The sequence below is a fragment of the Streptomyces sp. NBC_00459 genome (assembly GCF_036013955.1).
GTDB lineage: Bacteria > Actinomycetota > Actinomycetes > Streptomycetales > Streptomycetaceae > Streptomyces.
This window is the reverse complement of the sequence record NZ_CP107903.1, coordinates 3,140,804-3,165,922: the sequence shown is the minus strand read 5'-3', so window position 1 is coordinate 3,165,922 and position 25,119 is coordinate 3,140,804. Positions and strand designations below refer to the sequence as shown.

The following is a 25,119-nucleotide window of genomic DNA, read 5'->3' as shown; positions in this document are numbered from 1 at the left end:
TCGGGGTTTGGGATAGCCGGTGGACGGTTCCGTCCGGCGCACTACGCTTCCCTCATGACCACGCTTTCGCCGTACGACTCGATGTCCCCGGTCACACAGGCCGCCTACCGCGCCAAGGCCGCCGCCGCCGACCTCGCCCCCCTTCCGCGGGCCGAGAAGGACGACGCGCTGCTCGCCATCGCGGACGCGCTGGAAGTCCGTACGAGCGAAATCGTCGAGGCCAACGCCAAGGACATCGCCCGCGCGCGCGAGGCCGGCACCAGCGAGACGGTCATCGACCGGCTGACGCTCACCCCGGAGCGGGTGCGGGCGATCGCCTCCGACGTCCGGGACGTGGTGGCGCTGCCCGACCCGGTCGGCGAGGTCGTCCGCGGCTCCACGCTGCCCAACGGCATCGACCTGCGCCAGGTCCGCGTCCCGCTGGGCGTCGTCGGAATCATCTACGAGGCCCGCCCGAACGTGACGGTCGACGCCGCCGCCCTCTGTCTGAAGTCCGGCAACGCGGTGCTGCTGCGCGGCTCGTCCTCCGCGTTCGAGTCGAACACCGCCCTGGTACGGGTGTTGCGCGACGCCGTCGGCGGGGCCGGCCTGCCCGCCGACGCCGTGCAGCTCGTGCCCGGCGAGGGCCGCGAGTCCGTACGGGAGCTGATGCGCGCCCGCGGCCTGGTCGACGTACTGATCCCGCGCGGTGGCGCCTCCCTCATCCAGACCGTCGTCACCGAGTCCACGGTCCCCGTTATCGAGACCGGCGTCGGCAACTGCCACGTCTACGTCGACGCCCAGGCCGACCTCGACATGGCCGTCGACATCCTGATCAACTCCAAGGCCCAGCGGCCCAGCGTCTGCAACTCCGCCGAGACCCTCCTGGTCCACCAGGACATCGCCGCCGAGTTCCTGCCGCTCGCCCTGGACGCCCTCGCCGAGGCCGGGGTGACCGTGCACGCCGACCCGCGGGTGCTGGCGTACGCGAAGGACTCCAAGGCGACCGTCGTCGAGGCCACGCTGGAGGACTGGGACACCGAGTACCTGTCCTACGACATCGCCGCCGCTGTGGTCGACTCCCTCGACAAGGCCGTCGAGCACATCCGGCTGTGGACCTCCGGGCACACGGAGGCGATCGTGACGACCTCGCAGCAGGCCGCCCGCCGCTTCACCCAACTGGTCGACTCGACGACGGTCGCCGTCAACGCCTCGACGCGGTTCACCGACGGCGGTCAGTTCGGTTTCGGCGCGGAGATCGGCATCTCGACGCAGAAGCTGCACGCACGCGGGCCGATGGGGCTGCCGGAGCTGACCAGCACGAAGTACATCGTCACGGGCGACGGGCATATCCGCCGCTGAGAGCCATGATCGCGGGTCCGTCCGCCGGGGCGCCCGGCGGACGGCGGACGTACGCCCGGCGCTGTGCCCCCGGCGGCCGAGGCGGGCGCCGGCGGTCGGCGGCATTCGAACGCGTCTCATCCGGTAGCTGAATTTCCCTATCGTCTGCCCAAAATGACACCCCCGGTCTACTCTGGATCCGTGCCGGAGGACGTGGGGGGCACGCCGTTCTTCCCTGACGGCTGGGAGCCCGACGACGACCACGACCGCGGGGTGTCGGACGAAGAGTTCGCCTCCGTGGTCTTCGACGAGGCCTTCGTACGGGCGGCCGTGGTGCACGAGCCGACCGCCGTCGAACGCCTCCTGGCCGCCGCGCAGGCGAGAGCGGAGGCCTCCGAGGCCGAGGCGCGCCGGTCGCACGCCAGAGGCCCGAGAGGGGACGACGAGCGCTACGAAGACGGCTTCGGGCCCGACGACCCCGCCTATTTCGGCCACGATCCCGATCTCGACGACCTGGACGACACCCGGTTCCTGGAGAGCCGCTACGGCGCTCCGGGCACGCACGGCAAGCAGGTCTCCCGATGGCACCGCCCGGTCGCCTGGATGCTCGCCCTCGTCATGGGGATCGGCATGGTCGCGCTGGCTTTCACGGCGGTCTACCGGGGGGCGTCCTCCAGCCGTCAGGAGCAGGTGCCGCCGCCCGCCTCGACCGGTGTTGAACAGGGCAGCGGGCAGAGCGGCGGAGCGAGCCCTTCGGCCTCGGCCGACTACTCCCGGCCAGCCGTCTCGGTGATCCCGCGGACTCCCTGACCCAAACCTGTCCGTGCCCTGTTTCTTCCTGGTGAGAACCTGTCAGAAGTTGTGGTGCAGCGGGGCGTTTATCGAGCCTTCCGGAGACCTACTCTGAAGGTATGGGCGGACCAGGAGACCCACCTGAGGGGACACCCGAGGCCACCCCTGGTGGCGGCGAGGACGAGTACCGATCCGTCGTCTTCGACGAGTCGTTCGTCCGCGCTGCCCGGCTCCAGGAGTTCTCCGCCCAGGAGCGCCTGGACGACCACGCGCCCGCCGTACGCCGTCGCCAGCCCCTGCACCGGGGGCTGTCCAGGCAGGCGCTGATCCTCGTCCTGCTGATCGCTCTCGCCTTCGGCACCGTGATCTACATGGGCGTACGGAATCCCTACGAGAGCCCGGTCGCCGAGCTGACCCCCGAGCCGCTGCGGATGACCGTGATCCCGCTCGCGCCACAGGGCGCCGTGCCCGGCGCGATCGACCCCGAACAACTGTTCGCGCACAGTCCGGCGGCCCAGTTCTCCATAGGTGCCGAGGGCATCGCGCTGCCCGCCACGCGGCGCACCGCGCACTTCTCGGACAGTCAGGTCGTCAGCGCCCTGACCGCCGCCAAGGACTACATAGTGGAGTCCTCGCTCTATCCGGCGGTGCTCGCCGGCAGCGAGGTCAGGGCCGTGCGGGTGATGCTCGATCCGGACCAACTCGACCAGTTCGACGCGAGCTTCGACCGCCCGGCCGCCGACGGCAGGCACGCGCCCACCGGATGGCTGGTGCGCTTCGACCCCGCCCGCGCCCAGCTGGCCGACGACAAGATCAGGGTACGGGGCACGCTGCGGGCCACCGAGACCGACTCGGCGACCCTGGAGGTCGTCGCTGACCACACCTTCGTGTACGCGCTGCGGCCGACCGGCGCCGGGGAGCGGGCGAAGGCGTCCCTGTTCACCGTCCGGCGCGAGCTGCACTTCAGCTTCGACCGCGACGACCTGCGGATGCACCAGGCCCGCCTGGTCGTCTCCTACGTCCAGGCCGGACCGCTGTCCTGCGCGGAGGACTCCGTCGGCTACCTGAGGCCGCTGCTGGCCGGCCAGACCGCGAAGACGGGCGGCCCCGCCGGGACGGACCCCTTTGCGACGGGCAGTGCCACGGCGTTGTGCGGGACGCTGGCGGCCGGGGCGCAGCCGAAGGTGTGAGGGTGGCGGCGGTCGTTTGTCGGGTGCGGGCCCGGCGGGGGCCGGTCGCGCCCGCGCGGCGGAGCCGCAGATCGACAACAGCCCCGCGCCCCGGGTCGGGTCAGGCGTCCGGAGATGTGTTGTTCGGCGGGGTGTCCTGCGGTGGTGTCGGGTTCGAGGAGCCGCCGAAGCCCCTACGTACCCGGCCGCCCAGGTCGCCCGCGCCGCCCGCGATGTCGGAGACCAGCTTCATCAGCGGGTCCTTGGAGTTCTTGACGTTGCTCGCGTAGCTCGCCGCCGACTCGCGGAAGGAGCCGGTGACCGAGGTGTCCTTGTCCTCCGTGCGGCGCGGGTAGTGGCCGTCCATGATCCGCTGGAAGTCGCGGGACTCCGCCCACTTCTTCAGCTCGGCGGCGCGCACGGTGGTGAAGGGGTGGGTGCGCGGGAGGACGTTGAGGATCTTCAGCACGGAGTCGCGCAGGTCGCCCCCCGCCTCGTACTCCTCGGCCTGGGCGAGGAACGCGTCCACGTTCATCTCGTGCAGGTGGTTGCCGCCGGCGATCTTCATCAGACCGCGCATCGAGGCCTTGAGGTCCTGGCCGACGAGCAGACCCGCGCGGTCGGCGGACAGCTCCGACTTGCGGAACCACTCCCGCAGGCCGGTGACGATCGCCATGATCGCGATGTTGCCCAGCGGGATCCAGGCGACGCGGAGGGCCAGGTTGGTCAGGAAGAGCAGGATGGTCCGGTAGACGGAGTGGCCCGAGAGGGCATGTCCGACCTCGTGCCCGACGACGGCCCGCATCTCCTCCTCGTCGAGCAGTTCGACGAGGCCGGTGGTGACGACGATGATCGGCTCGTCCAGACCGATGCACATCGCGTTGGGCTGCGGGTCCTGGTTGACGTACATCGGCGGGACCTTCTCCAGGTCCAGGATGTCGCAGGCGTCGCGCAGCATGGCGTTGAGGTGGGTGAACTGCTGGTCCGAGACGCGCACCGAGTCGGACAGGAACAGCAGCCGCAGGCTGCGCTCGGGAAGGAGTCCACTGAGCGCCTTGAAGACGGTGTCGAACCCGCTGAGCTTGCGCAGGGCGACCAGCGCGGAGCGGTCGGCCGGGTGCTCGTAGGTCCGCGAGGAGATCCCCGGGAAGCGGGTGCGCTGTCTGCTGGGCACGTTCTCGTGGGCGTCCGGACCGCCTTCCGGTCCGTGCCCGTTGCTCTCATGGCTGTCGTCGGACATGTGTTCCCCCATGCGTCTGATTGCCCTATGTGCCCCCCGGAGCGGGGCCCAGCCTAGGCGGAGATACCGTGGCGGGGCAGCACACCGTAAGGAGCGATCCGATGGACCACACCCCCGTAACCGACTGGATCAACGAGGCCGCGAGCGCCGCCGAGAAACAGGGATCCGGCGATCTGCTCCGGGTCGTGCTGATCGTCATGTTCTTCGGCTGCATCCTGACCGCGTGGTTCCTGCTGCGGGGGTACAGGCAGAAGGACGACTGAGACGGGCCGGAAGTTCCCCCTGCCCGCCTCCCCGCGGACTTGTCGGCGGAGTCGGCGTGATCCCCGTCGACGGGCACGCTTACGATGAGCCGACGTCTTTATCCCGCCCTCACCGGATAGGTCCTGCCGAAGATGAGCTTCCACAGCACCGCAGCCCAGTTGGTCACCCTCGCAGCCGAGGGCGAGGAGCACGGCGGCAACCACGAGAGCCTCAGCCCCTACCTCACAGGTGGCGGCGCCTTCTTCATCCTGATGCTCCTGCTGTGGATCACCACCCGCTTCAACCGCGACCGCTGATTCCGGTCCCGAAGGGGCCGGAGGCTGTGGCCGGTGCCCTCAGGTCGGGCCGGTAGGGTCTGCCGCATGGGAGAGCAGGACATGCCTACCGGTCCGGCGAACAGCGCCGGCGACCGTCCGGCGCGCGACGCGGAGAACCGTCCGGGACTCCGGCGCGTGCCCGGCAACGGCCCGTCGAACCCGGGCAAGCGCCGACTCGGCGTCATGGGCGGAACATTCGATCCGATCCACCACGGACACCTCGTGGCGGCCAGCGAGGTCGCCGCGCAGTTCCACCTCGACGAGGTGGTGTTCGTACCGACCGGACAGCCGTGGCAGAAGACGGACCGCAAGGTGTCGCCGGCCGAGGACCGCTACCTGATGACGGTCATCGCGACCGCCGAGAACCCCCAGTTCTCGGTCAGCCGCATCGACCTCGACCGCGGTGGCCCGACGTACACGACGGACACCCTGCGCGACCTGCGCGCGCTCAACCCCGACACGGACCTGTTCTTCATCACGGGCGCCGACGCGCTCGGCCAGATCCTCACCTGGCGCGACGCGGACGAACTGTTCTCCTTCGCGCACTTCATCGGGGTCACCCGGCCCGGCCACACCCTGACCGACCCGGGACTCCCTGAGGGTGGTGTCTCGCTCGTCGAGGTTCCCGCCCTGGCCATCTCGTCCACAGACTGCCGTGCGAGGGTCGCCAAGGGCGACCCGGTCTGGTATCTGGTGCCGGACGGTGTGGTGCGCTACATCGACAAGCGCGAGCTGTACCGCGGCGAGTGAGCCGAGAGGGGCACCGGTGAACGACCCATACGACTCCGGGTACGACGGCGACCAGCAGTACGAGCTCGTCGGCTACGACGACTACGGCCGGCCTGTGTACCAGCAGGTGCCGCCGCCACAGCAGCAGTACCAGCAACAACAGCAGCCGTACGACCCCTACGCGCAGCCGACCCCCCAGACGCAGGGGTACGAGGGATACGGCTACGACCCGTACGCGACCGGGCAGCAACAGCCCGTCCCGTCGTACGACCCGTACGGCGCCGGGAACCCGGCCACCGGCTACGACCCCTACGGGCAGGCGGCGAGCAGTGGGCAGCAGCCCCTGGTCGCCGAGCAGTCTGCGCCCCCGGTGCCGGCGGCACGGACCGCGCAGGCCGAACAGACCGCATACGTCCCGCAGCAGGGCGGCCCCGTCGAGGGCGACGTCGCGCAGGCCCAGGAGGGCTCGCAGGGCGAGGGCGAACGCGACTACAGCACCCAGCAGTTCGCCTTCGTCGAGGAGCCCACCGGTGACTCCGAGGACGTCATCGACTGGCTGAACTTCACCGAGAACCGCACCGAGCGCCGCGAGGAGGCCAAGCGCCGCGCCCGCGGTCGTGTCGTCGCCCTGGCCGTCGTCCTCGCCCTGGTGGCGGTGGGCGGGGTCGGCTATCTCTGGTACGCGGGGAAGCTGCCCGGGACGTCCTCCGCGGACACCAGGACGGGCGGTGCGACCGCCTCGGGGGCCCAGAAACGGGACGTCGTCGTCGTCCACCTGCACAACACCAAGAAGGGCGGCACCTCCACGGTCCTGCTCGTCGACAACGCCACCACCAAGCAGGGCACCACCGTCCTGCTGCCCAACTCCCTCGCCCTGACCGACGACGACGGCACCACGACCACGCTCGCCAAGTCCGTCGACGACGACGGCTCCTCCGGGACACGCGACGCGCTCGACACCGTCCTCGGCACCGACATCGAGGGCACCTGGCGGCTCGACACCCCCTACCTGCAGAACCTCGTCGAGCTGGTCGGCAACATCGACATCGACACCAACGCCGACGTACCCGACCCGGACGCCAGGAAGAAGGGCACGGCGCCCCTGGTGAAGAAGGGCGAGGCCCAGACCCTCAGCGGCAAGATGGCCGTGGCCTACGCCACCTATCTCGCCCCGGGCGAGGCCCAGGACGCCCAGCTGGAGCGGTTCGGGCAGGTCATGCAGGGAGTGCTGCGCAAGCTGTCCTCCGACAGCCAGGCCGCGACGGTCACCGTGCAGACGCTGGCCCAGATCCTCGACCCCTCGCTGACCGACAAGGACCTCGGCAGCTTCCTCGCCCGGCTCGCCGACCTCGCCAAGGGCGGCGACTACAAAACCGCGCTGCTGCCCGTCCGGGGCGACGGCACCCTGAGCACCGAGGCCAGCTCCTCGATCGTCAGGACCGTCCTCGGCGGCACCGCCAAGAGCCCCGACAAGGGCGCCGCGGTCCGTGTCTCCGTACAGAACGCCAGCGGCGACAAGGGCGACACCGAGAAGGCCCGCGTCGTCCTCCTCAACGGCGGCTTCACCTTCCTGGAGGCCGGTACGGCCGACACCGCCCGCGCCACGTCCCAGGTCACCTATGCCGACGCGGCCGACAAGGAGAACGCCACCGAGGCCGCCAAGACGCTGGGCCTGCCCACGAGTTCGGTGAAGAAGGGCACGGTCTCCTCGAACGCCGACGTGTCCGTGGTCCTCGGCCAGGACTACGAGCCGGCGTCCTGACGGCGCTACGGAGCGCACACCCCGGGCCCGGAGCGGGTGCCCGGGGTGTGATCCGGTAATGACGTGGGGTGGTGTCGGCGGTCCGTGAGACCCTTGGGTAACCCGCACGGGTTCCCGACCGCCGACCGAAAGCCTTGTAGTGACCGCCACTGACCGTTCCATCGAGCTCATCTCCGCCGCCGCGCAGGCGGCTGCCGACAAGCTCGCGCACGACATCATCGCCTACGACGTCAGCGACGTGCTGTCGATCACGGACGCCTTCCTGCTGGCTTCCGCACCCAACGACCGCCAGGTCAAGTCGATCGTCGACGAGATCGAGGAGCGGCTCAGCAAGGAGCTCGGCACCAAGCCGGTCCGCCGCGAGGGCGACCGGGAGGCCCGCTGGGTGCTTCTCGACTACGTCGACATCGTCGTCCACGTCCAGCACAGCGAGGAGCGCGTCTTCTACGCCCTGGAGCGGCTCTGGAAGGACTGCCCCGAGCTGGAGCTGCCCGCCGACGCCAAGGCCACCCGCGGCAAGGCCGCCGAGCACGCCAAGCTTCGGGCCGAGGAGGACACCGCCGACTTCGGAGGCCTCCGGTGACCGCCCCCGCGCCCGCCGGGGCCCGACGCAAGCCGGGCCCGGGCCGTCGCCTCATCCTGTGGCGCCACGGCCAGACGGCGTGGAACGTGGAGCGCCGCTTCCAGGGCACCACGGACGTCGAACTCACCGAGACCGGCATCGGGCAGGCCCGCCGCGCCGCCCGGCTGCTCGCCTCCCTGAAGCCCGACGCGATCGTCGCCTCGGACCTCCAGCGCGCGGCGCACACAGCACGCGAACTCGCCGAGCTCACCGGCCTCACGGTGGCGCACGACGAGGGCCTGCGCGAGACGTACGCGGGCGTCTGGCAAGGGCTGACGCACGAGGAGATCATCGCCCGCCACGGCGACGAGTACGCCGCGTGGAAGCGCGGTGAGCCGGTCCGCCGCGGTGGCGGCGAACTGGAGACCGAGGTCGCCGACCGCGCAGCCCCCGTGGTGCTGCGGCACGCCGAGAAACTCCCCGAGGACGGCACCCTCGTGGTGGTCAGCCACGGCGGCACCATCCGGACCACCATCGGGCGCCTGCTCGGCCTGGAGTCCCACCACTGGGAGAGCCTCGGCGGTCTCTCCAACTGCTGCTGGTCCGTCCTCGGTGAGGGCGCCCGCGGCTGGCGCCTCCTCGAGCACAACGCCGGCACACTGCCCGAACCGGTCCTCGGCGACGACGACTGAGCGCCCCTCCCCGCACCCCGTCAGGGACCGGGACCCGGATTTCACTTTCCGGCTGGTCGCAGGCTAAAGTTCTTCTTGTTCGCCCCGCGGGTCCGGGCGGAACGCGAGGGGCTATAGCTCAGTTGGTAGAGCGCCTGCATGGCATGCAGGAGGTCAGGAGTTCAATTCTCCTTAGCTCCACAGGTCAAGAACATCGTGTGACGAGAGCCTCGCTCCCCTCCGGGAGCGGGGCTCTGGTCGTTCACCCGCCACTTCGGCAGACTCTTCCTGGACCGGCTTGAGTCACTTGGGGCCCCGGAGGCGTATACCTCTGCGGAAGCTCTTCTTACATGCATGTTTGCGCTGGCCGCGACGGCTGCGGTGGGTGCCGTGTCCGGACTGGTACGAAGGCGTCGCTGACCGTATTGGTCCGTCCGTGGCAGAATCAAACGGCCGGAAGGGGGCGCGGCCCGACGGGAGGGAGTTGCGATGCCTGCGAGCATCCTCAGGGAGGTCGGTCACCTCCCTGAAGCGGCAGTCATACGGGGCAGGAGAACCCGTCTCAGCTGCCCTTCCTGCGGTTCCGGCCATGTCGCCCAGGTGCTCGGTGACAACGGTGGCGTTTCCTACGTGTGCACGGCCTGCGGCCACAGCTGGAGCTGATCGATGGGTGCACACAGGAGGAAATGCGACTGGTGCGGCAGTGGTACGCCCATTGTCCGTGACATGGAGCCGGTGAACCATGACTACCAGTACTGGTGCGAGGAATGCGCGCGGGCGCTGATCATAAAAGGCGACCCGATCGAGACCTATCGTGAGCTGGAGGGCGAGCCGATCTACGGTCGGCTCCTCGAAGAGCACTGCACTCTCAAACGGTTCTACTCGTTCGTCACGGCCTGACCCCGGTACCCCTGCTGGGGCGGACGGAAACGATTTGGTGCTGCACCGGGGGACCGGTAATGTTGGCGTCGCCGCCGGGGAAACCCGGTGGAACGCGCGGGGCTATAGCTCAGTTGGTAGAGCGCCTGCATGGCATGCAGGAGGTCAGGAGTTCAATTCTCCTTAGCTCCACAGAAGTCGAAGGCGGGTCATCCGAACAGGATGGCCCGCCTTCGACGTTGTGCGAGGGAAGCCGCCTGCGGAGGACACACGTACGGGGAACGCGGACGGCGGGCCACTCGATCGATCCGAGTGGCCCGCCGTGGTCGTTCTCGCGTGTCTCAGCGACCGCTGCCGAGGGCGCGGCGGCCCCGGCCGCCGCGCTGGGACAGGACCGGCAGGCGGTCGGGGGCCGATGCCTTGGTGTCCTCCTCTAGGCGCAGCGCCAGCGCCGGGCAGCGGCGCACCGCGCGCAGTGCTTTCGCCTCCGCGTACCGGGGCACCTTCGCCTGCGCGACGGTCGGGAAGCCGTCGGCGCCCAGTTCGAAGACCTCCGGGAGGATGTCGGCGCACAGGCCGTGACCGCGGCAGAGGGTCCAGTCGACGTAGATCTTCTGGCGGCTGGGGCCGCTCTCCTCCTCCCCCTGGCCGCCCGGGATGCCCGTGGGCGTCTGGCCGCCCTCGAAGAGCGGCAGAACGCCTTCTACGGGCCTTCCGCAGCCGTTTCCGAGGACGTGGGCGGCGAGGTCGTCCGTGAACGCCTTGATGGTCGATTCCAGGAACATCGCCGAGCCGTCCGGGTGCGAGCACGCGCCGCGCCGTTTCACGGACTTGGCGACCTGCTTGACGGCTTCGAGGGCGGCCGGCCCGCCGCCGTTGAGGATGTCCGCCATACCGCGCGCCGCGGCGGGCAGACCGAGGTAGCAGGGGCCGCACTGACCGGCGCTCTCCTCGGCCAGCCACTGGGCCACGCGCAGCGACTCGCCCAGCGGGCAGGTGTCCTGGCTGATCGGCAGGATCGCGCCGGCGCCGAGTGCGCCGCCCACCGCGTCCAGGGAGTTGCGGGAGACGATCGCCTCGTTGACCGTCGCCGCGTCGATCCACTTGCCGTGGTAGCCGCCGGTCAGCACACCCTGCGGGACCGGCGGGGCGCCGGCCAGCTGCAGGACGTACCGCAGCGGCACACCCGTCGGCACCTCGATCACCATGGGGCGGGCGACAGCGCCGGAGACCGTGAGCATGACGGTGCCCGGCTCGTCGTACAGGCCGGTGTTGCAGTAGCGCTCGGCCCCGATGCGGGCGGCGATCGCCAGTTGGGCGTATGTCTCGGCGTTGGACAGCAGGGTGGGTGCGCCGCCGACGCCGCTCTGTGAGGCGCTGATCTTGCGGCCGGGCGGGATCGCCGGGCCGCCGTCGATGGAACGGATCAGTGAGGCCGCGGCGCCGGTGACCATCCGGATCGGATTGCGCTGCACGCGCGCGCGGAGGGCCGATCGGCGGCCGTTGTTGAGGCCACGCTCGGCGAGAGCCGCCTCCATGGAACGCTGGGTGGATTCACGTGTCACCCCGATGACGAGGGTGCGGGCGCCCATGGCCTCCGCGCACAGCAGAGCGCCGTCCAGGATGAGGTGCGGGGCACGGTTGACGAGCACCGTGTCCTTGCGGCAGGCGGGCTCGTCCTCGCTCGCGTTGACGACGACGACCGGCCGCACACCGCGGCGGATCGCCGTCTCGGCGACCGACCGCAGCTTCTTGTGGAAAGGGAAGCCCGCGCCGCCGCGGCCCTTCAGTGAAATACGTTCGGCGAGCTGCGCGAGCTGCTCGCCGCCCATCGGTTCGAGCGGTCCATGCACCTTGAGGTGCATGGGCAGGTCCAGTCGTTCGACAAGGTCGAAACCCGACGTGAGCTGGGGAAGCCCGACCACGCGGACTTCGGGTACGTCGGGCAGAGCCTCGTTCACTTAAAGCCTCCGGAAGGCGCGTTCCAAGGTTCGCCCGAGCCCGGTGCGTCGAAGTCGTAGGGCGCACCGGGGTTTGTATCAGTGGCGGGACCGCTGTTGTACGTGTCGTTCGCGTTGTACGTGCCATAGGCGGCATTCGACTCACCGGTGTTGTACATATCACTCGTGCCGTACGCGGCGGTGCCCGGATTGCCATAGGTCGGGATGTTGTATCCGGTGTCGGCCATCGGGTCGTACGCCGACACGGGCGCCTCGCCCACGGGCGGCGGGGACGGGATCGGCCAGCTGCCCGACGTGCTGCCGTCCATCCGCGGCATCGCCTCGGTGGACTGGATGTCCATGCGCGCGGTCTGGTCCATGTACGAGTCCTGCGTGCGCGGCGGTGTCACGGCACGGTAGGCCGCCGCGAACCCGTCCTGCGCGGGTTCGGGGGTCATGGTGCGGCTGGCCGGAACGTCGTAGAGCGGCGACGCGGAGGGCGCGCTGCGCTGCGGGGGGATCCCGGAGTCCCCGCGCGCGGGCCTGCCCGCGGACTGGTTCTCGTAGCCCGGCAGGGTGGACTCCCCGAGGCGTGCCCGGCTCGCGTCCAGGCCCTCGCGACCCGGTCGCTCCTGGGAGCCCAGGATCGCCATGATCTGGGCGGCCACCCTGCGCTTGAAGGGGCGGGGCGCCGAGCGCAGCGCCAGGGCCGCGATGACCGCGGCCAGGCACAGGCCGTACATGATCGTGAAGACGGGCTTCGCCTGGCGGCCCGCGTACAGGCCGTGGATCAGCGCGAAGCACCAGGCCGGGTAGGCCAGCATGTGCATCGCCCGCCAGCGCGCGGCGACCGGAGCCGGGGAGGCGAACCGGCTGCGCAGCGCGCCGGTGACGGCCGTGAAGATCATGAGCAGGCCGGCCATGGAGCCCATGCCGATGAGACCTGAGGTGCCGCTGACGCCGAGGCTGAAGGGGATCAGCGCGGCGATCAGTGTGACGTGGTCGAGGGCCAGCTTGACCGAGACGTGCAGCAGCAGGAAGGCGACCGAGGAGACGGCGGTCGTCCGGTGCACGGCCTGTGCGATCAGCCGCTGACGGGTGTTCAGGAAGACCCGGTCGGTCGCGACCAGGCCCCAGATCACGGAGCAGGAGAGGGCGACCAGTGACAGCACGCCGGCGCCGAAGTTGAGGAAGTCCTGGACCGCGTCACCTCCGACCAGCACGACCACGGGGATGAGCAGCAGCATGGCAGCGGTCGCCATCCCGGAGGCCGAACGGCCGGTCCCGGGAAGCGAACTGTTACTACGAGGGTTCATGGGGGCAACTCCGAGTGGTTCGGGAAGGCGGTCCCGCGTCGAACTCTAAGTCGAGACATACCGAGGAGTACGAGGTTTGAGTTATTGCGTTGTTACCAAAGGGCTGTGAGGCCGTTGTGATGTCCCATAGGGGTTGTTACGCGAAGTAATTTTTGAACCTGGTTCAGGTTTTGCTGTGTGGCGATTCACGTTTCCCCCTGAGGTCCGAGGGGGCCGTGAGTGTGTCGTGTGGGGGTCCTGTGGGGACTTCCGGGACTCTTCCCGGGTGTGGCACGCGGTGCCGCGAGCGGCGGAACTCCGTCGCGGTCCGCTCGACGGCTGCGGTACCCTGACGCCATGCGTGCCGTACGCCTTCTGCTTAGTGAGCCGCGCTGATCAGTCCCGACCACTGACGAATCGTGGTCGGCATCGGCGCGGCGTCCCCTCCTGTGCGAGGGGATTTTTCATTTCCAGCCGCTGGCAGAGACGATCGATGGAGCTTTGAGGACCATGAGCGAGACGAACCACGCTGCCGCCGAGGTCGCAGCGCCGCACCGCTACACGGCTGCCATGGCGGCCGACATCGAGGCACGCTGGCAGGACTTCTGGGACGCCGAGGGCACGTACGCCGCCCCCAACCCGAGCGGTGACCTGGCGGGCGACCCCGAGCTGGCCGCCAGGCCCAAGAAGTTCATCATGGACATGTTCCCGTACCCGTCCGGTGCGGGGCTGCACGTCGGCCACCCGCTGGGCTACATCGCGACCGACGTGTTCGCGCGTTTCCAGCGCATGACCGGCCACAACGTCCTGCACACCCTGGGCTTCGACGCCTTCGGCCTGCCCGCCGAGCAGTACGCGGTGCAGACCGGCACGCACCCCCGGGTGTCCACCGAGGCCAACATCGAGAACATGAAGGTCCAGCTGCGCCGGCTGGGCCTGGGCCACGACAAGCGCCGGTCCTTCGCCACGATCGACCCGGACTACTACAAGTGGACCCAGTGGATCTTCCTGCAGATCTTCAACTCCTGGTACGACGAGGAGGCGGACGCGGCCCGACCCATCGCCGACCTGATCGCCCGGTTCGAGAGCGGTGAGCGCGCCGTACCGGGTGACCACGCGCGCGCGTGGAACGAACTGACCGCCATCGAGCGCGCCGACGTGCTGAGCGAGTACCGCCTGGCGTACGCCTCCGAGGCGCCCGTCAACTGGTGTCCGGGACTGGGCACCGTACTGGCGAACGAGGAGGTCACCGCGGACGGCCGTTCCGAGCGCGGCAACTTCCCCGTCTTCAAGGCCAAGCTGCGCCAGTGGAACATGCGCATCACCGCCTACGCCGACCGGCTGCTGAACGACCTGGACGCGCTGGACTGGCCCGAGGCCATCAAGCTGCAGCAGCGCAACTGGATCGGCCGCTCCGAGGGCGCCCGCGTCGACTTCCCCGTGGACGGTGAGGCCATCACGGTCTTCACCACCCGCCCGGACACCCTGTTCGGCGCCAGTTACATGGTCCTGGCGCCCGAACACCCGCTGGTCGAGAAGCTGGTCCCGGCCGCCTGGCCCGAGGGCACCCACGACGTCTGGACGGGCGGCCACGCCACACCCGCCGAGGCTGTCGCCGCCTACCGCGCCCAGGCCGCCTCGAAGTCGGACGTCGAGCGGCAGGCCGAGGCCAAGGACAAGACCGGTGTCTTCATCGGCTCGTACGCGACCAACCCCGCCAACGGCGAGCGGATCCCCGTCTTCATCGCCGACTACGTCCTGATGGGCTACGGCACCGGCGCGATCATGGCCGTCCCCTGCGGCGACCAGCGCGACTTCGAGTTCGCGCGCGCCTTCGAACTGCCGATCCACTGCATCGTCGAGCCGACCGACGGGCGCGGCACCGACACCTCGACATGGGACAACGCCTTCGGGGCGTACGACGCGAAGATCATCAACTCGGCCAACGGCGACATCTCGCTGGACGGGCTGGCCGTCGTCGACGCCAAGGCGCGCATCACCGAGTGGCTGGAGCACAAGGGCATCGGCCGCGGCACCGTCAACTTCCGGCTGCGCGACTGGCTGTTCAGCCGCCAGCGCTACTGGGGCGAGCCCTTCCCGATCGTCTACGACGAGGACGGTGTCGCCCACTCGCTGCCCGAGTCGATGCTGCCCCTGGAGCTGCCCGAGGTCGAGGACTACTCGCCGCGCACCTTCGACGCGGACGACGCGGACACGTCCCCGGAGACCCCGCTGTCCCGCAACGCGGACTGGGTCAACGTGACCCTGGACCTGGGCGACGGGCGCGGCCCGCAGAAGTACCGCCGCGAGACCAACACCATGCCCAACTGGGCCGGTTCCTGCTGGTACGAGCTGCGCTACCTGGACCCGCACAACAGCGAGAAGCTGGTCGACCCGGCTATCGAGCAGTACTGGATGGGCCCCCGCGAGGGACAGCCCCACGGGGGTGTCGACCTGTACGTCGGCGGCGCCGAGCACGCAGTACTGCACCTGCTGTACGCGCGCTTCTGGTCCAAGGTCCTGTTCGACCTGGGGCACGTCTCCTCGGTCGAGCCGTTCCACCGGCTGTTCAACCAGGGCATGATCCAGGCCTTCGTGTACCGCGACAGCCGCGGCATCGCCGTCCCGGCCGCCGAGGTGGAGGAGCGCGACGGCGCCTACTTCTACCAGGGCGAGAAGGTCTCCCGGCTGCTGGGCAAGATGGGCAAGTCCCTGAAGAACGCGGTCACTCCGGACGAGATCTGCGCCGAGTACGGGGCGGACACGCTGCGCCTGTACGAGATGGCGATGGGCCCCCTGGACGTGTCGCGGCCGTGGGACACGCGCGCGGTGGTGGGCCAGTACCGGCTGCTGCAGCGGCTGTGGCGCAACGTCGTCGACGAGGACAGCGGCGAGGTCACCGTCGTCGACACCGAGGCCGACGAGGCGGCACTGCGTGCCCTGCACAAGGCGATCGACGGCGTCCGCCAGGACCTGGAGGGCCTGCGGTTCAACACCGCCATCGCCAAGGTCACCGAGCTGAACAACTACCTGACCAAGGCGGGCGGTCCGGTCGCGCGCCCGGTCGCCGAGGCCCTGGTACTGCTGGTCGCGCCGCTGGCCCCGCACATCGCCGAGGAGCTGTGGCGCAGGCTGGGCCACTCCGACTCGGTCGTCCACCAGGACTTCCCGGTCGCCGACCCCGCGTACGTCGTGGACGAGAGCGTGACCTGCGTCGTGCAGATCAAGGGCAAGGTCAAGGCCCGCCTGGAGGTCTCGCCGTCGATCTCCGACGACGAGCTGGAGAAGGTGGCACTGGGTGACGACAAGGTGGTGGAGGCGCTGGCCGGCGCGGGGATCCGCAAGGTGATCGTGCGGGCGCCGAAGCTGGTCAACATCGTCACGGCCTAGGGCCGGCTCACGGACGCCGGTGCGGGCACAGGCACTGGCGCCGGCACGGGTGTCGTAGCAGGTGTGGGCGTGGGCGGTCCGCCGGGCTGCTCGGGGTAGTCCCCTACGGGCAGGTTCGGGGTTCTTCTGGAACTCCGGGCCTGCCCTTTGCGTTTACCGTTGAAGAGCGGCTCGAAGGCCGCGACCGGTAGGAGGAGGAGCGTCGTGGAAGCCGCTGTCGCAGTTGTCGCCCTGCTCTTCCTGCTGTTCGTGGTGCTGGGCGTGTACGCGACCGTGAAGGTCGTCGGCGCCGCCAAGAGAGGCGTCGACCGGACGATCTCGCAGGCCCGCCGCACGGTCGAGGACACCACGCTGCGCGCCAAGACCTACGCCCAGCCGGGCCCGGCCAGCGAGCTGGCCCAGCTCAGACTCAAGCTTCGTACGTCGATGCGTGCCACGCAGGACGCGCTGCACGCGGGCGTGGGCGAGGACGAGTCCCTCAAGGAGTCCCTCGGCCTCTTCGAGCGGCTCAGCGCGCACGGCCACGAGCTGGACGCCGAACTGAAGCGCCTGGAGTCCGAGCCCGACCGGGCGACGCTCGTCGCGCGACTGCCCGCCCTGCGCGAGCGCACCGACCAGATCACGCACGCGGCCGACTCGCTTCGCTGGGCGGCCCGGGACCGGGCGACCCGTTTCGCGGACGACGACCTGGACGCCCTGAGGACTCAGATAGACGTCGAGGCGGGCGCCCTGCGGCACTGGACGACGGTGGAGCCCTCACCTGCGGCGACGACACCCGAGCCGACTCCCACTGCCACGCCCGCTCCGCCGCCGTGGCCCGAGGCCCCGGTCGCCGACGGCGCCGCGGCGCAGCAGACCTGGCCGGACAACCCCGACGCGCGCCGGGCCGCCGAACAGACCCGGCCGGCCATCACGCCGCCGGTCCAGCAGCCCGTCTACCCCTGGCAGAAGAAACCCCGTCCCGAGAGCACGACTTGATCCGGCGGGCCGACTCCGGTCCCGTCGCAGGTGAAAGGGGCGGCCTGCCGCCCACGAGCTACGGCAGGTAACCTCCAGCTCATGTCCCGCCATGTCGCGATCGTCACCGATTCAACGGCCTACCTGCCGCCGCGGACGATGGAGCGCCACGGCATCATCGCGGTGCCGCTGACCGTGGTCATCGGTGACCGGGCATTCGAAGAGGGCACCGAGATCTCGGCCCGGTCCCTGGCCCAGGCACTCCAGAAGCGCCGATCCGTCACCACCTCGCGCCCCAGCCCCCAGCTCTTCGCGGAGACCTACCGCAAGGTCGCCGAGTCCGGCGCCACCGGCATCGTCTCGCTGCATCTCTCCGCCGAGTTCTCGGGCACGTACGACGCGGCTGTCCTGGCGGCCCGTGAGGCGCCGGTGCCCGTACGGGTGGTGGACACCGGCATGGTGGCGATGGCTCTGGGGTTCTGCGCACTGGCCGCGGCCGAGGCGGCGGAAGCGGGCGGCACGGTGGACGAGGCCGTCACCGCCGCGGAGAAGCGGGCCGCGAGCACGTCCGCCTACTTCTACGTCGACACTCTCGACTATCTGCGCCGGGGCGGCCGGATCGGCGCCGCGCAGGCCCTCCTCGGCTCGGCCCTCGCCGTGAAGCCGCTGCTGCAGCTGGACGGCGGCCGTATCGAGCTGCGGGAGAAGGTGCGGACGGCGTCCAAGGCCATCGCCCGTCTGGAGGAGATCGTCGCCGAGCAGGCGGGCGGCGCGCAGGTCGACATCGCCGTTCACCATCTGGCGGCCCCCGACCGGGCAGCGGCGCTCGCGGACCGGTTGCGGGAACGGGTGCCGGGGCTGGCCGAGCTGCATGTGAGCGAGATCGGGGCGGTGATCGGGGCTCATACGGGGCCTGGGCTGCTCGGAGTGGTTGTCTCGCCTCGGTGAGGTGCCCTGTGGGCCTGTGGCCTCCATGGGCCCTGTGGGGCTCTTGGGACGGGACTCTGCTTGTGCGCAGAACCCGTGTGGGTGACGGAGTTATCCACAACCGGCCGGTTGTCCACCGGAATTGAGCAAGATCATCGCGAGTGTGGTGGATTGCCCCATCCTCGGCGCATGGCACTTCGATCACGTTCACACACGACCACTCCGACCAGCGGCCCGGGCCGTGGCCCGATGTCCGACGGCCGCGTCCGCCACGGCCGCCGGCGGCCCCGCAGCCGGGACCGGCAGCATCAGGCGTCGGCCGACGAGATCCGCCGGCGAGCGGAGGTGCTCTTCGGTGAACAAGCACTGGAACGAAGGGAGTTGGGGAAGGGGCCACCGGGCGGTGAGCGGGATGCGGAGGTGGTGGCCGGAGGGGAGAGGGCGCGCTTCCCGAGGCCGGCGGCCGGGCGTGGGGTTTCCGGTGAGGGTGCGGACATCGGCGGGGACACCGTCGTCGCGACTGCTCTCGTGGACAGCGGTAGCGCTGCTGACGTCGGTGCCGTGGGCGGTCCGGCCGCCGGGCTCTGGCAGGAGCGGGCCGGGCTTGCGGTGCGGGAGCGCATGCCGGTGTGGTTGCAGGTGCGGTGCGGTCTGGAGCGGCGGAGCGTGGTGGCGCTCACGGTGGTTCTGGTCGCTGCCGCGGTGCTCGCCGCACAGCACTTCTGGACCGGTCGTGCCCAGCCGGTACGGGCGCCGGAGGTGGTGCGGGCGGCGGCTCCGTTCGAGGCGGTGCGGGCGGGTGGCGCGGCCGGTCCCCGGGGCGTCGTGGGAACAGCCGGGGCCCAGATCGTGGTGGACGTGAGCGGCAAGGTGCGTGAGCCGGGGGTTCATCGGCTGCCGGCCGGATCCAGGGTCGCCGACGCCCTGCGAGCCGCGGGCGGGGTGCGTCCCGGTACGAAGACCGACGGGCTCAACCGCGCGCGGTTCCTCGTGGACGGCGAACAGGTGGTGGTCGGAGGGGCCGTGCCCGTCGTACCGGGGGCGGGGGCGGTCGTGGGCGGTGTGGCGGGCTCGGGTGGCGGGGGCGCGGGCGGCTCCATGGGCGGGGCTGGGGCCGGCCCGGCGGCGCCTGTTTCGTTGAACACGGCCACCACGGATCAGCTCGACACCTTGCCGGGTGTCGGCCCTGTGCTGGCGCAGCACATCATCGACTACCGCACCCAGCACGGCGGATACCGGTCCGTGGACGAGCTGCGCGACGTGAACGGCATCGGCGACCGTCGCTTCGCCGATCTGCGAAACCTTGTGCAGCCATGAGCCGTCTTCCGCACACATCGGAATCCGAAGGCCCGCCCGGGCATGAGGTGGCCGGGCCCGCGCGAGAAGAGTCCCGCACGCTCGACGACCGGATCACCCCCGCCCGTCGAGCACCTCGCGCCCGGCGGTCCGTGCACGCGGCCTCGGGGAAACGGCTGGGGGATGCCCATCCCCGGCAGGAAGGGCCGACGGACCTGCGGTTGGTGCCGCCCGCACTGGCAGCCTGGGCGACGGCGGCACTGGCGCTGGACACCTCGCCCGGTCGGGCCACCGGTTTCGCGGCCGTCTGTTCGGTCGTGGCGGGCTTGCTCCTGCTCGTCCGCCGTTCTTCCGGACGACCCGGTCTCCCGTCGGCGGGAGAGCCCCGGTGGGGCACCTGGTCCCGGTTTTCCGTGGCTGCAGTGCTGCTCTGTGTCGCCGCGGCCGCCGTCTCCGCCGGGCTGCACGGGGCAGATCTGCGGCGGGGGCCGGTGCCGGGGTTGGCGCGCCAGTACGCCCATGTGACGGCCGAGTTGGAGGTCACCTCCGATCCGAGGCTCACCCGGCCCCGCGTCCAGGGCGCCCATGCCCTGCCGACCGCCGTACTGCTCGACGCCGATGTCCGACGCGTCGAGGAGACGGACGGGAGCTCGGTGGTGACGCGGACACCTGTGCTCGTGACCGTCGACGCGGGCGCGAATCCGAAGAGGACGGGACCGTTCGGCCGGGCGGCGGCGAAAGCGGTGGACGGGCCGGAGCGTTCGCCCTGGCTGGGGCTGTTGCCGTCCACACGGCTGCGGGTGACCGGACGGCTCGTGCCCGCGTTGACGGGCGGTGACCGGGTCGCGGCCGTGCTGCGGGTACGGGACCGGGCGGCGCCGGAGGTGGTGAGGGAGCCGTCGGCGGCACAGCGGTTCGCGGGGCGGCTGCGCGCGGGCTTGCGGGATGCCACCGAGGACCTGCCTGCGGACGCGCGGGCGCTGTTGCCCGGGCTGGTCGTCGGGGACACCTCACGCGTCACACCCGAGCTCGACGAGGCGTTCAAGGAGACCGACCTCACACATCTGATGGCTGTCAGCGGGGCGAATTTCACCATCCTCCTCGCCCTGCTCGTCGGCCCGCCCGCGCTTGCCCAGCAGGTCGAACGGCGCGGTCTCGCACCCCGTCTGGGTATCTCCCTCCGTGCGACCGCGCTGCTCGGCGGCGCACTCACTCTGGGATTCGTCGTCGTGTGCAGACCCGACCCGAGTGTGCTGCGGGCCGCGGCCTGCGGCTCCGTCGCGCTGCTCGCCCTCGCGACCGGGCGCCGCCGGTCACTGGTCCCGGCCCTGGCGACAGCGGTTCTGCTGCTGGTGCTGTACGACCCCTGGCTGGCACGGAGTTACGGCTTCCTGCTCTCCGTCCTCGCCACCGGCGCACTCCTCACCCTCGCGCCCCGCTGGAGCCCGGCGTTGCGCAGACGCGGGGTGCCGCCGCGGCTGGCCGAGGCACTGGCAGCGGCCGGTGCGGCGCAGGCCGTGTGCGCGCCCGTCGTGGCCGTACTGTCGGCGCGGGTGAGCCTGGTGGCGGTCCCGTGCAACCTGCTCGCGGAGTTCGCCGTCGCCCCGGCCACCGTGCTGGGCTTCGCGGCGCTGGCCACCGCCCCGGTGGCGATGCCGGTGGCCAGGATGCTGGCCTGGGGCGCGAGTTGGCCCGCGGGATGGATCGTGGACATCGCCCGTACGGGAGCGGAACTGCCCGGCGGGGGAGTGGACTGGCCGGGCAGCTGGCCGGGCGCGCTGCTGCTGGGGCTGTGCGTGGTGCTGGTCGTGTTCGTCGGCGCGCGCCTGCTGAAGCATCCATGGTGGTGCGCGGTCTGCGGGGTACTGCTGCTCCTGGTGGTGATGCGGCCGACGCCGCTGACCAGGGTGATCACGGGATGGCCGCCGCCGGGGTGGAGGTTCGCCATGTGCGACGTGGGGCAGGGCGACGCGACCGTGCTCGCGGCAGGGGAAGGCACCGGTGTGGTCGTGGACGCCGGACCCGACCCGGCACTGGTCGACCACTGTCTGCGCGAACTCGGCATCACCAAGGTGCCCCTCGTGATTCTCACCCACTTCCACGCGGACCACGTCGCGGGGCTGCCCGGCGTACTGCGCGGCCGCCCGGTCGGCGCGATCGAGACAACCGGGTTCGAGGAGCCCGAGGACCAGGCCGAGTTCGTGCTGAGGGAGGCGGCGGCCCGGCGCATCCCGGTGACGCGTGCCGTCGCCGGTGAGCGGCGGCGGACGGGTGACCTCGACTGGGAGGTGCTGTGGCCGAGGCCGGCCCCGGCCCCCGAGCCGGAGGGCGCCAACGACGCCAGTGTCACGCTGCTCGTACGGTCGGCCGGGATGCGCCTGCTGCTCCTCGGGGACCTCGAACCCCCGGCCCAGCGTGCGCTGTTGAGCTCGCCGGCGGCTGCACAGGTGCGTGCCGTGGACGTCCTCAAGGTCGCCCACCACGGGTCGGCCTATCAGGACCCCGACCTCATACGAGTGGCGGCTCCGAGGCTGGCGCTCATCTCGTGCGGCGCGGACAACACGTACGGGCACCCCGCTCCCAGCACGGTGGCGGCGCTCAGGGACGGGGGTGCGGTGGTGCTGCGGACAGACGAGGACGGAGCCTTGGCGGTCGTCGGCGCGGGCCGGGAGCTGCGGGTGGCGAGAAACTGAGGCCATGAACTCCGCACAGGCTGATGCCTACCTCCGTCGGCTGGGCGCAGAACGCCCGGCGTCGCCCACCCTCGACGCTCTGCGCGAGCTGCAACTGCGGCACCTGGTGTCGGTGCCCTTCGAGAACCTCTCGATCCACCTCGGCGAGGACATCGTCCTGGAGGAGAACCGGCTGTTCGACAAGGTGGTGGGCGCTCGCAGGGGCGGGTTCTGCTACGAACTGAACGGCGTCTTCGGGGCGTTGCTCACGGCACTGGGCTTCGATGTCACGCTGCTCGCGGCGCGGGTGTACGGCGACGAGGAGCGGCTCGGGATCCCCTACGACCATCTCGCGCTGCGGGTACGGACGGGGGACGGCGGCGACTGGCTGGTCGACGTGGGCTTCGGGGCGCACAGCCACTGTCCGCTGGCGATCGGGCAGCGGAGCGAGCAGGAGGATCCGGGCGGCACGTTCAGGATCGTCGAGGCGGGGCCGGACGGGGCGGGAGCACGGGGTGGTGGGGCGGACACGGGCACGGGCTCGGGCGACCTGGACGTGGTCAGGGACGGCAGCCGTCGGTACCGGCTGGAGCTGCGGTCCCGGGTGCTCGGGGACTTCGTGGCGGGGGCCTGGTGGCACAGCACCTCGCCGGAGTCGCACTTCACGAAGTCCCTGGTCTGTTCGCGGGTCACGGAGGACGGCGGGAGGATCACGCTCAGCGGCCGGAGTCTCACGGTGACGGCGCCGGACGGGGAGAAGGAGATGACGGAGCTGGGGGCGGACAGCGAGGTGCTCTCCGTGTACCGGGAGCGGTTCGGGATCGAGGTGGCGGGTGTGCCGACGGTTCGGGGACCGGGCGGGGACGACTGAGGCGAATGGGCCGGCTGAAGCGGCTGGACCGGGGTTCGGGGTAGCGGAAAATGTCTCCGTGAGCGATGTGAGACATGTACTGGTGCTGCCCGACCGTGATGCCGCCGAGGACGTGGTGGAGGCGCTGCGTGACCGGTTCGGCCTCGATGAGGAGCCGCAGCTCGTACGGGATGCCCTGGCCGGTGAGGACGACGCGGAGGACGCGCAGTGGCTTGTGGTGCTGCGGGACGAGCCGGGGCGGCTGGACCCGAAGGAGCTGGACGAGTTCGTGGGCGAGTGGGAGGGGTGGCGGGAGGAGCCGTAGTTCGTGAGGAGCCGCAGTCGGAGTCGTGGCGGTGGCCATGTCGGTCCACCGGACATCGGTCTGCCGGAGGCTTCGGTGAGCCTGGTGGGCGGCGGCGTTGTCAGTGGCTCGTGGGATGCTTTCGGGGATGGCCAAGAAGACCGCACATGACGACCCTCTCGCCCCCGTCACGCTTGCCGTGGGCCAGGAGGACCTCCTGCTCGACCGTGCCGTGCAGGAGGTGGTGGCCGCAGCCCGCGCCGCCGACGCCGACACGGACGTACGAGACCTGACCTCGGACCAGTTGCAGCCGGGCACGCTGGCGGAGCTGACCAGTCCGTCGCTCTTCGCGGAGCGCAAGGTCGTGGTCGTGCGCAACGCGCAGGATCTGTCGGCCGACACGGTCAAGGACGTGAAGGCGTACTTCGGGGCGCCCGCGGAGGAGATCACCCTCGTGCTGCTGCACGCGGGGGGAGTCAAGGGCAAGGGGCTGCTCGACGCGGCGCGCAAGGTGGGGGCGCGGGAGGTGGCGTGCCCCAAGATGACGAAGCCGGCGGACCGGCTGGCGTTCGTGCGGTCGGAGTTCCGGGTGACGGGGAGATCCGCCACGCCTGAGGCATGTCAGGCGCTCGTCGACTCCATCGGGAGTGATCTGCGTGAGCTGGCGTCCGCGGTGACTCAGCTCGTCGCGGATGTCGAGGGGACGATCGACGGGGCTGTGGTCGGGCGGTACTACACGGGGCGGGCCGAGGCGTCGAGCTTCGAGGTCGCCGACCGGGCTGTCGAGGGGCGGGCGGCGGAGGCGCTGGAAGCGTTGCGGTGGTCGTTGTCGACCGGGGTGGCGCCGGTGCTGATCACCAGTGCGTTGGCCCAGGGGGTGCGGGCGATCGGCAAGCTGTCCTCCGCGCGGGGTGGGCGGCCGGCGGATCTCGCGCGGGAGCTGGGGATGCCGCCGTGGAAGATCGATCGGGTGCGGCAGCAGATGCGGGGGTGGACTCCGGATGGGGTCGCTGAGGCGTTGCGGGCGGTCGCTGTGGCTGATGCGGGAGTGAAGGGGGGCGGGGACGATCCTGAGTACGCGTTGGAGAAGGCGGTCGTGGTGATCGCTCGGGCGGCTCGGTCTCGGGGGCGGGGGTAGGGGGGTGGGCGTATGGGGTGGGTTTCCTCGCCCCCGCCCCCGCCACCCTTACCCGTCCCATCCCTCCCCCAGAGGGGACCGCCACTGGGGAAACGCCGGACGGGCTGAAAAAGGACTGCCCGGTCATGCCGAAGACCCCGTCGCTGTCCTGGGGCAGGACAGGGGACGGGGCCTTCGGGTGGAACGTTCTGCTTGGCTTCACGCCCGCGTGGCGAACGCAGGTCGTGCGTGAAGCCTGGGTGCCGGTGGGAGCGGGAGAGAGGGCCCGCTGGGTCCTTCCGGCGGTTGGATCAGATCAACGAAAGGGAGGTTCAGCCCTTGAGGGCGGCGACCTTGGAAGCAAGCGCCGACTTCTTGTTGGCGGCCTGGTTCTTGTGGATGACGCCCTTCGAGACGGCCTTGTCGAGCTGACGCGCGGCAGCGCGCTGAGCCTCGGTGGCCTTCTCGACGTCACCCGCGGCAGCGGCCTCGCGGGCCTTGCGGACTGCGGTCTTCAGGGAGGACTTGACGGCCTTGTTGCGCAGCCGGGCCTTCTCGTTGGTCTTGATCCGCTTGATCTGGGACTTGATGTTCGCCACGAATGAGCCTTTTCAGGTTCAGGAACACGAGGGCATGCCTCGTGCGCCGTTTGATTGCTTCTTTGAT

22 protein-coding genes and 2 tRNA genes are annotated in these 25,119 nt (G+C 70.6%); 20 read left to right on the top strand and 4 right to left on the bottom strand.

Features of this window, described 5'->3' with window-relative positions; genetic code table 11:
- Positions 1–54: 54 nt before the first annotated feature.
- From OHN74_RS13785 to OHN74_RS13775, 3 genes are all read left to right on the top strand, one after another.
- The gene (locus tag OHN74_RS13785) at positions 55–1,341 is read left to right on the top strand and encodes a glutamate-5-semialdehyde dehydrogenase (RefSeq protein ID WP_327694862.1); all 1,287 of its coding nucleotides are present in this window, start codon (positions 55–57) and stop codon (positions 1,339–1,341) included.
- Between the two features lie 180 nt (positions 1,342–1,521).
- Positions 1,522–2,130, top strand: a complete 609-nt coding sequence (locus OHN74_RS13780; RefSeq protein WP_443060391.1) for an SCO2584 family spore wall biosynthesis protein — start codon at positions 1,522–1,524, stop codon at positions 2,128–2,130.
- Between the two features lie 101 nt (positions 2,131–2,231).
- Positions 2,232–3,302, top strand: a complete 1,071-nt coding sequence (locus tag OHN74_RS13775) for an SCO2583 family membrane protein (protein ID WP_327694860.1) — start codon at positions 2,232–2,234, stop codon at positions 3,300–3,302.
- A gap of 100 nt (positions 3,303–3,402) precedes the next feature.
- On the opposite strand, the gene OHN74_RS13770 is transcribed toward OHN74_RS13775, so the two are convergent.
- The gene (locus OHN74_RS13770; RefSeq protein WP_327694859.1) at positions 3,403–4,521 is read right to left on the bottom strand and encodes a M48 family metallopeptidase; all 1,119 of its coding nucleotides are present in this window, start codon (positions 4,519–4,521) and stop codon (positions 3,403–3,405) included.
- Between the two features lie 101 nt (positions 4,522–4,622).
- Between OHN74_RS13770 and OHN74_RS13765 the strand changes: the two genes are divergently transcribed.
- The 9 genes from OHN74_RS13765 to OHN74_RS13720 all read left to right on the top strand — a co-directional run bounded on the left by OHN74_RS13765 (position 4,623) and on the right by OHN74_RS13720 (position 9,897).
- Positions 4,623–4,784: a hypothetical protein gene (locus OHN74_RS13765; RefSeq protein WP_203688916.1), complete on the top strand. Its 162-nt coding sequence runs from the start codon at positions 4,623–4,625 to the stop codon at positions 4,782–4,784.
- A gap of 132 nt (positions 4,785–4,916) precedes the next feature.
- Positions 4,917–5,081 carry a hypothetical protein gene (locus tag OHN74_RS13760; protein ID WP_198655517.1) on the top strand — a complete coding sequence of 55 codons (165 nt, stop codon included), beginning with the start codon at positions 4,917–4,919 and terminating at the stop codon, positions 5,079–5,081.
- Positions 5,082–5,147: 66 nt separating this feature from the next.
- On the top strand, positions 5,148–5,852 hold the full coding sequence (nadD, locus tag OHN74_RS13755) for a nicotinate-nucleotide adenylyltransferase (RefSeq protein ID WP_327694858.1): 705 nt from the start codon (positions 5,148–5,150) through the stop codon (positions 5,850–5,852).
- Positions 5,853–5,868: 16 nt separating this feature from the next.
- Entirely contained in the window at positions 5,869–7,593 is a 1,725-nt protein-coding gene (locus OHN74_RS13750; RefSeq protein WP_327694857.1) for an LCP family protein, read from the top strand.
- 139 nt (positions 7,594–7,732) lie between these two features.
- Positions 7,733–8,176, top strand: a complete 444-nt coding sequence (gene rsfS, locus OHN74_RS13745) for a ribosome silencing factor (RefSeq protein WP_327694856.1) — start codon at positions 7,733–7,735, stop codon at positions 8,174–8,176.
- Positions 8,173–8,847, top strand: a complete 675-nt coding sequence (locus OHN74_RS13740) for a histidine phosphatase family protein (protein ID WP_327694855.1) — start codon at positions 8,173–8,175, stop codon at positions 8,845–8,847. Before rsfS ends, OHN74_RS13740 begins: the two co-directional genes overlap by 4 nt.
- A gap of 107 nt (positions 8,848–8,954) precedes the next feature.
- Positions 8,955–9,027: transfer RNA gene (locus OHN74_RS13735), tRNA-Ala, on the top strand.
- Between the two features lie 465 nt (positions 9,028–9,492).
- Positions 9,493–9,726 carry a hypothetical protein gene (locus OHN74_RS13725; RefSeq protein ID WP_044472114.1) on the top strand — a complete coding sequence of 78 codons (234 nt, stop codon included), beginning with the start codon at positions 9,493–9,495 and terminating at the stop codon, positions 9,724–9,726.
- 98 nt (positions 9,727–9,824) lie between these two features.
- Positions 9,825–9,897: transfer RNA gene (locus OHN74_RS13720), tRNA-Ala, on the top strand.
- 149 nt (positions 9,898–10,046) lie between these two features.
- Here the strand turns inward: OHN74_RS13720 and OHN74_RS13715 are convergent.
- Together OHN74_RS13715 and OHN74_RS13710 are read right to left on the bottom strand one after the other, a co-directional pair.
- Complete coding sequence (locus OHN74_RS13715; protein WP_327694854.1) at positions 10,047–11,666, bottom strand: NADH-ubiquinone oxidoreductase-F iron-sulfur binding region domain-containing protein; 1,620 nt, start codon at positions 11,664–11,666, stop codon at positions 10,047–10,049.
- A complete protein-coding gene (locus OHN74_RS13710) occupies positions 11,663–12,961 on the bottom strand; it encodes a ferric reductase-like transmembrane domain-containing protein (protein ID WP_327694853.1) in 1,299 nt (432 codons plus the stop codon). The genes OHN74_RS13715 and OHN74_RS13710 overlap by 4 nt, the downstream gene beginning before the upstream one ends.
- Positions 12,962–13,450: 489 nt before the next feature.
- On the opposite strand from OHN74_RS13710, the gene leuS reads away from it, so the two are divergent.
- The 8 genes from leuS (at position 13,451) to holA (ending at position 24,474) form a co-directional block, all read left to right on the top strand.
- Positions 13,451–16,330 carry a leucine--tRNA ligase gene (gene leuS / locus OHN74_RS13705; protein ID WP_327694852.1) on the top strand — a complete coding sequence of 960 codons (2,880 nt, stop codon included), beginning with the start codon at positions 13,451–13,453 and terminating at the stop codon, positions 16,328–16,330.
- A 204-nt stretch (positions 16,331–16,534) separates the two neighbouring features.
- Positions 16,535–17,308: a hypothetical protein gene (locus OHN74_RS13700; protein WP_327694851.1), complete on the top strand. Its 774-nt coding sequence runs from the start codon at positions 16,535–16,537 to the stop codon at positions 17,306–17,308.
- An 81-nt stretch (positions 17,309–17,389) separates the two neighbouring features.
- Positions 17,390–18,235, top strand: coding sequence for a DegV family protein (locus OHN74_RS13695; protein WP_327694850.1), 846 nt, complete (start codon positions 17,390–17,392; stop codon positions 18,233–18,235).
- 168 nt (positions 18,236–18,403) lie between these two features.
- Positions 18,404–19,531, top strand: coding sequence for a ComEA family DNA-binding protein (locus OHN74_RS13690; protein ID WP_327694849.1), 1,128 nt, complete (start codon positions 18,404–18,406; stop codon positions 19,529–19,531).
- A gap of 131 nt (positions 19,532–19,662) precedes the next feature.
- Positions 19,663–22,203, top strand: a complete 2,541-nt coding sequence (locus OHN74_RS13685) for a ComEC/Rec2 family competence protein (RefSeq protein ID WP_327700112.1) — start codon at positions 19,663–19,665, stop codon at positions 22,201–22,203.
- Between the two features lie 4 nt (positions 22,204–22,207).
- A complete protein-coding gene (locus OHN74_RS13680; RefSeq protein WP_327694848.1) occupies positions 22,208–23,053 on the top strand; it encodes an arylamine N-acetyltransferase family protein in 846 nt (281 codons plus the stop codon).
- Between the two features lie 58 nt (positions 23,054–23,111).
- Complete coding sequence (locus OHN74_RS13675) at positions 23,112–23,357, top strand: hypothetical protein (RefSeq protein ID WP_327694847.1); 246 nt, start codon at positions 23,112–23,114, stop codon at positions 23,355–23,357.
- A gap of 127 nt (positions 23,358–23,484) precedes the next feature.
- Complete coding sequence (gene holA, locus OHN74_RS13670) at positions 23,485–24,474, top strand: DNA polymerase III subunit delta (protein ID WP_327694846.1); 990 nt, start codon at positions 23,485–23,487, stop codon at positions 24,472–24,474.
- A gap of 311 nt (positions 24,475–24,785) precedes the next feature.
- Here holA and rpsT read toward each other — a convergent pair whose 3' ends face one another.
- The gene (gene rpsT, locus OHN74_RS13665; RefSeq protein ID WP_327694845.1) at positions 24,786–25,052 is read right to left on the bottom strand and encodes a 30S ribosomal protein S20; all 267 of its coding nucleotides are present in this window, start codon (positions 25,050–25,052) and stop codon (positions 24,786–24,788) included.
- Positions 25,053–25,119: the final 67 nt, after the last annotated feature.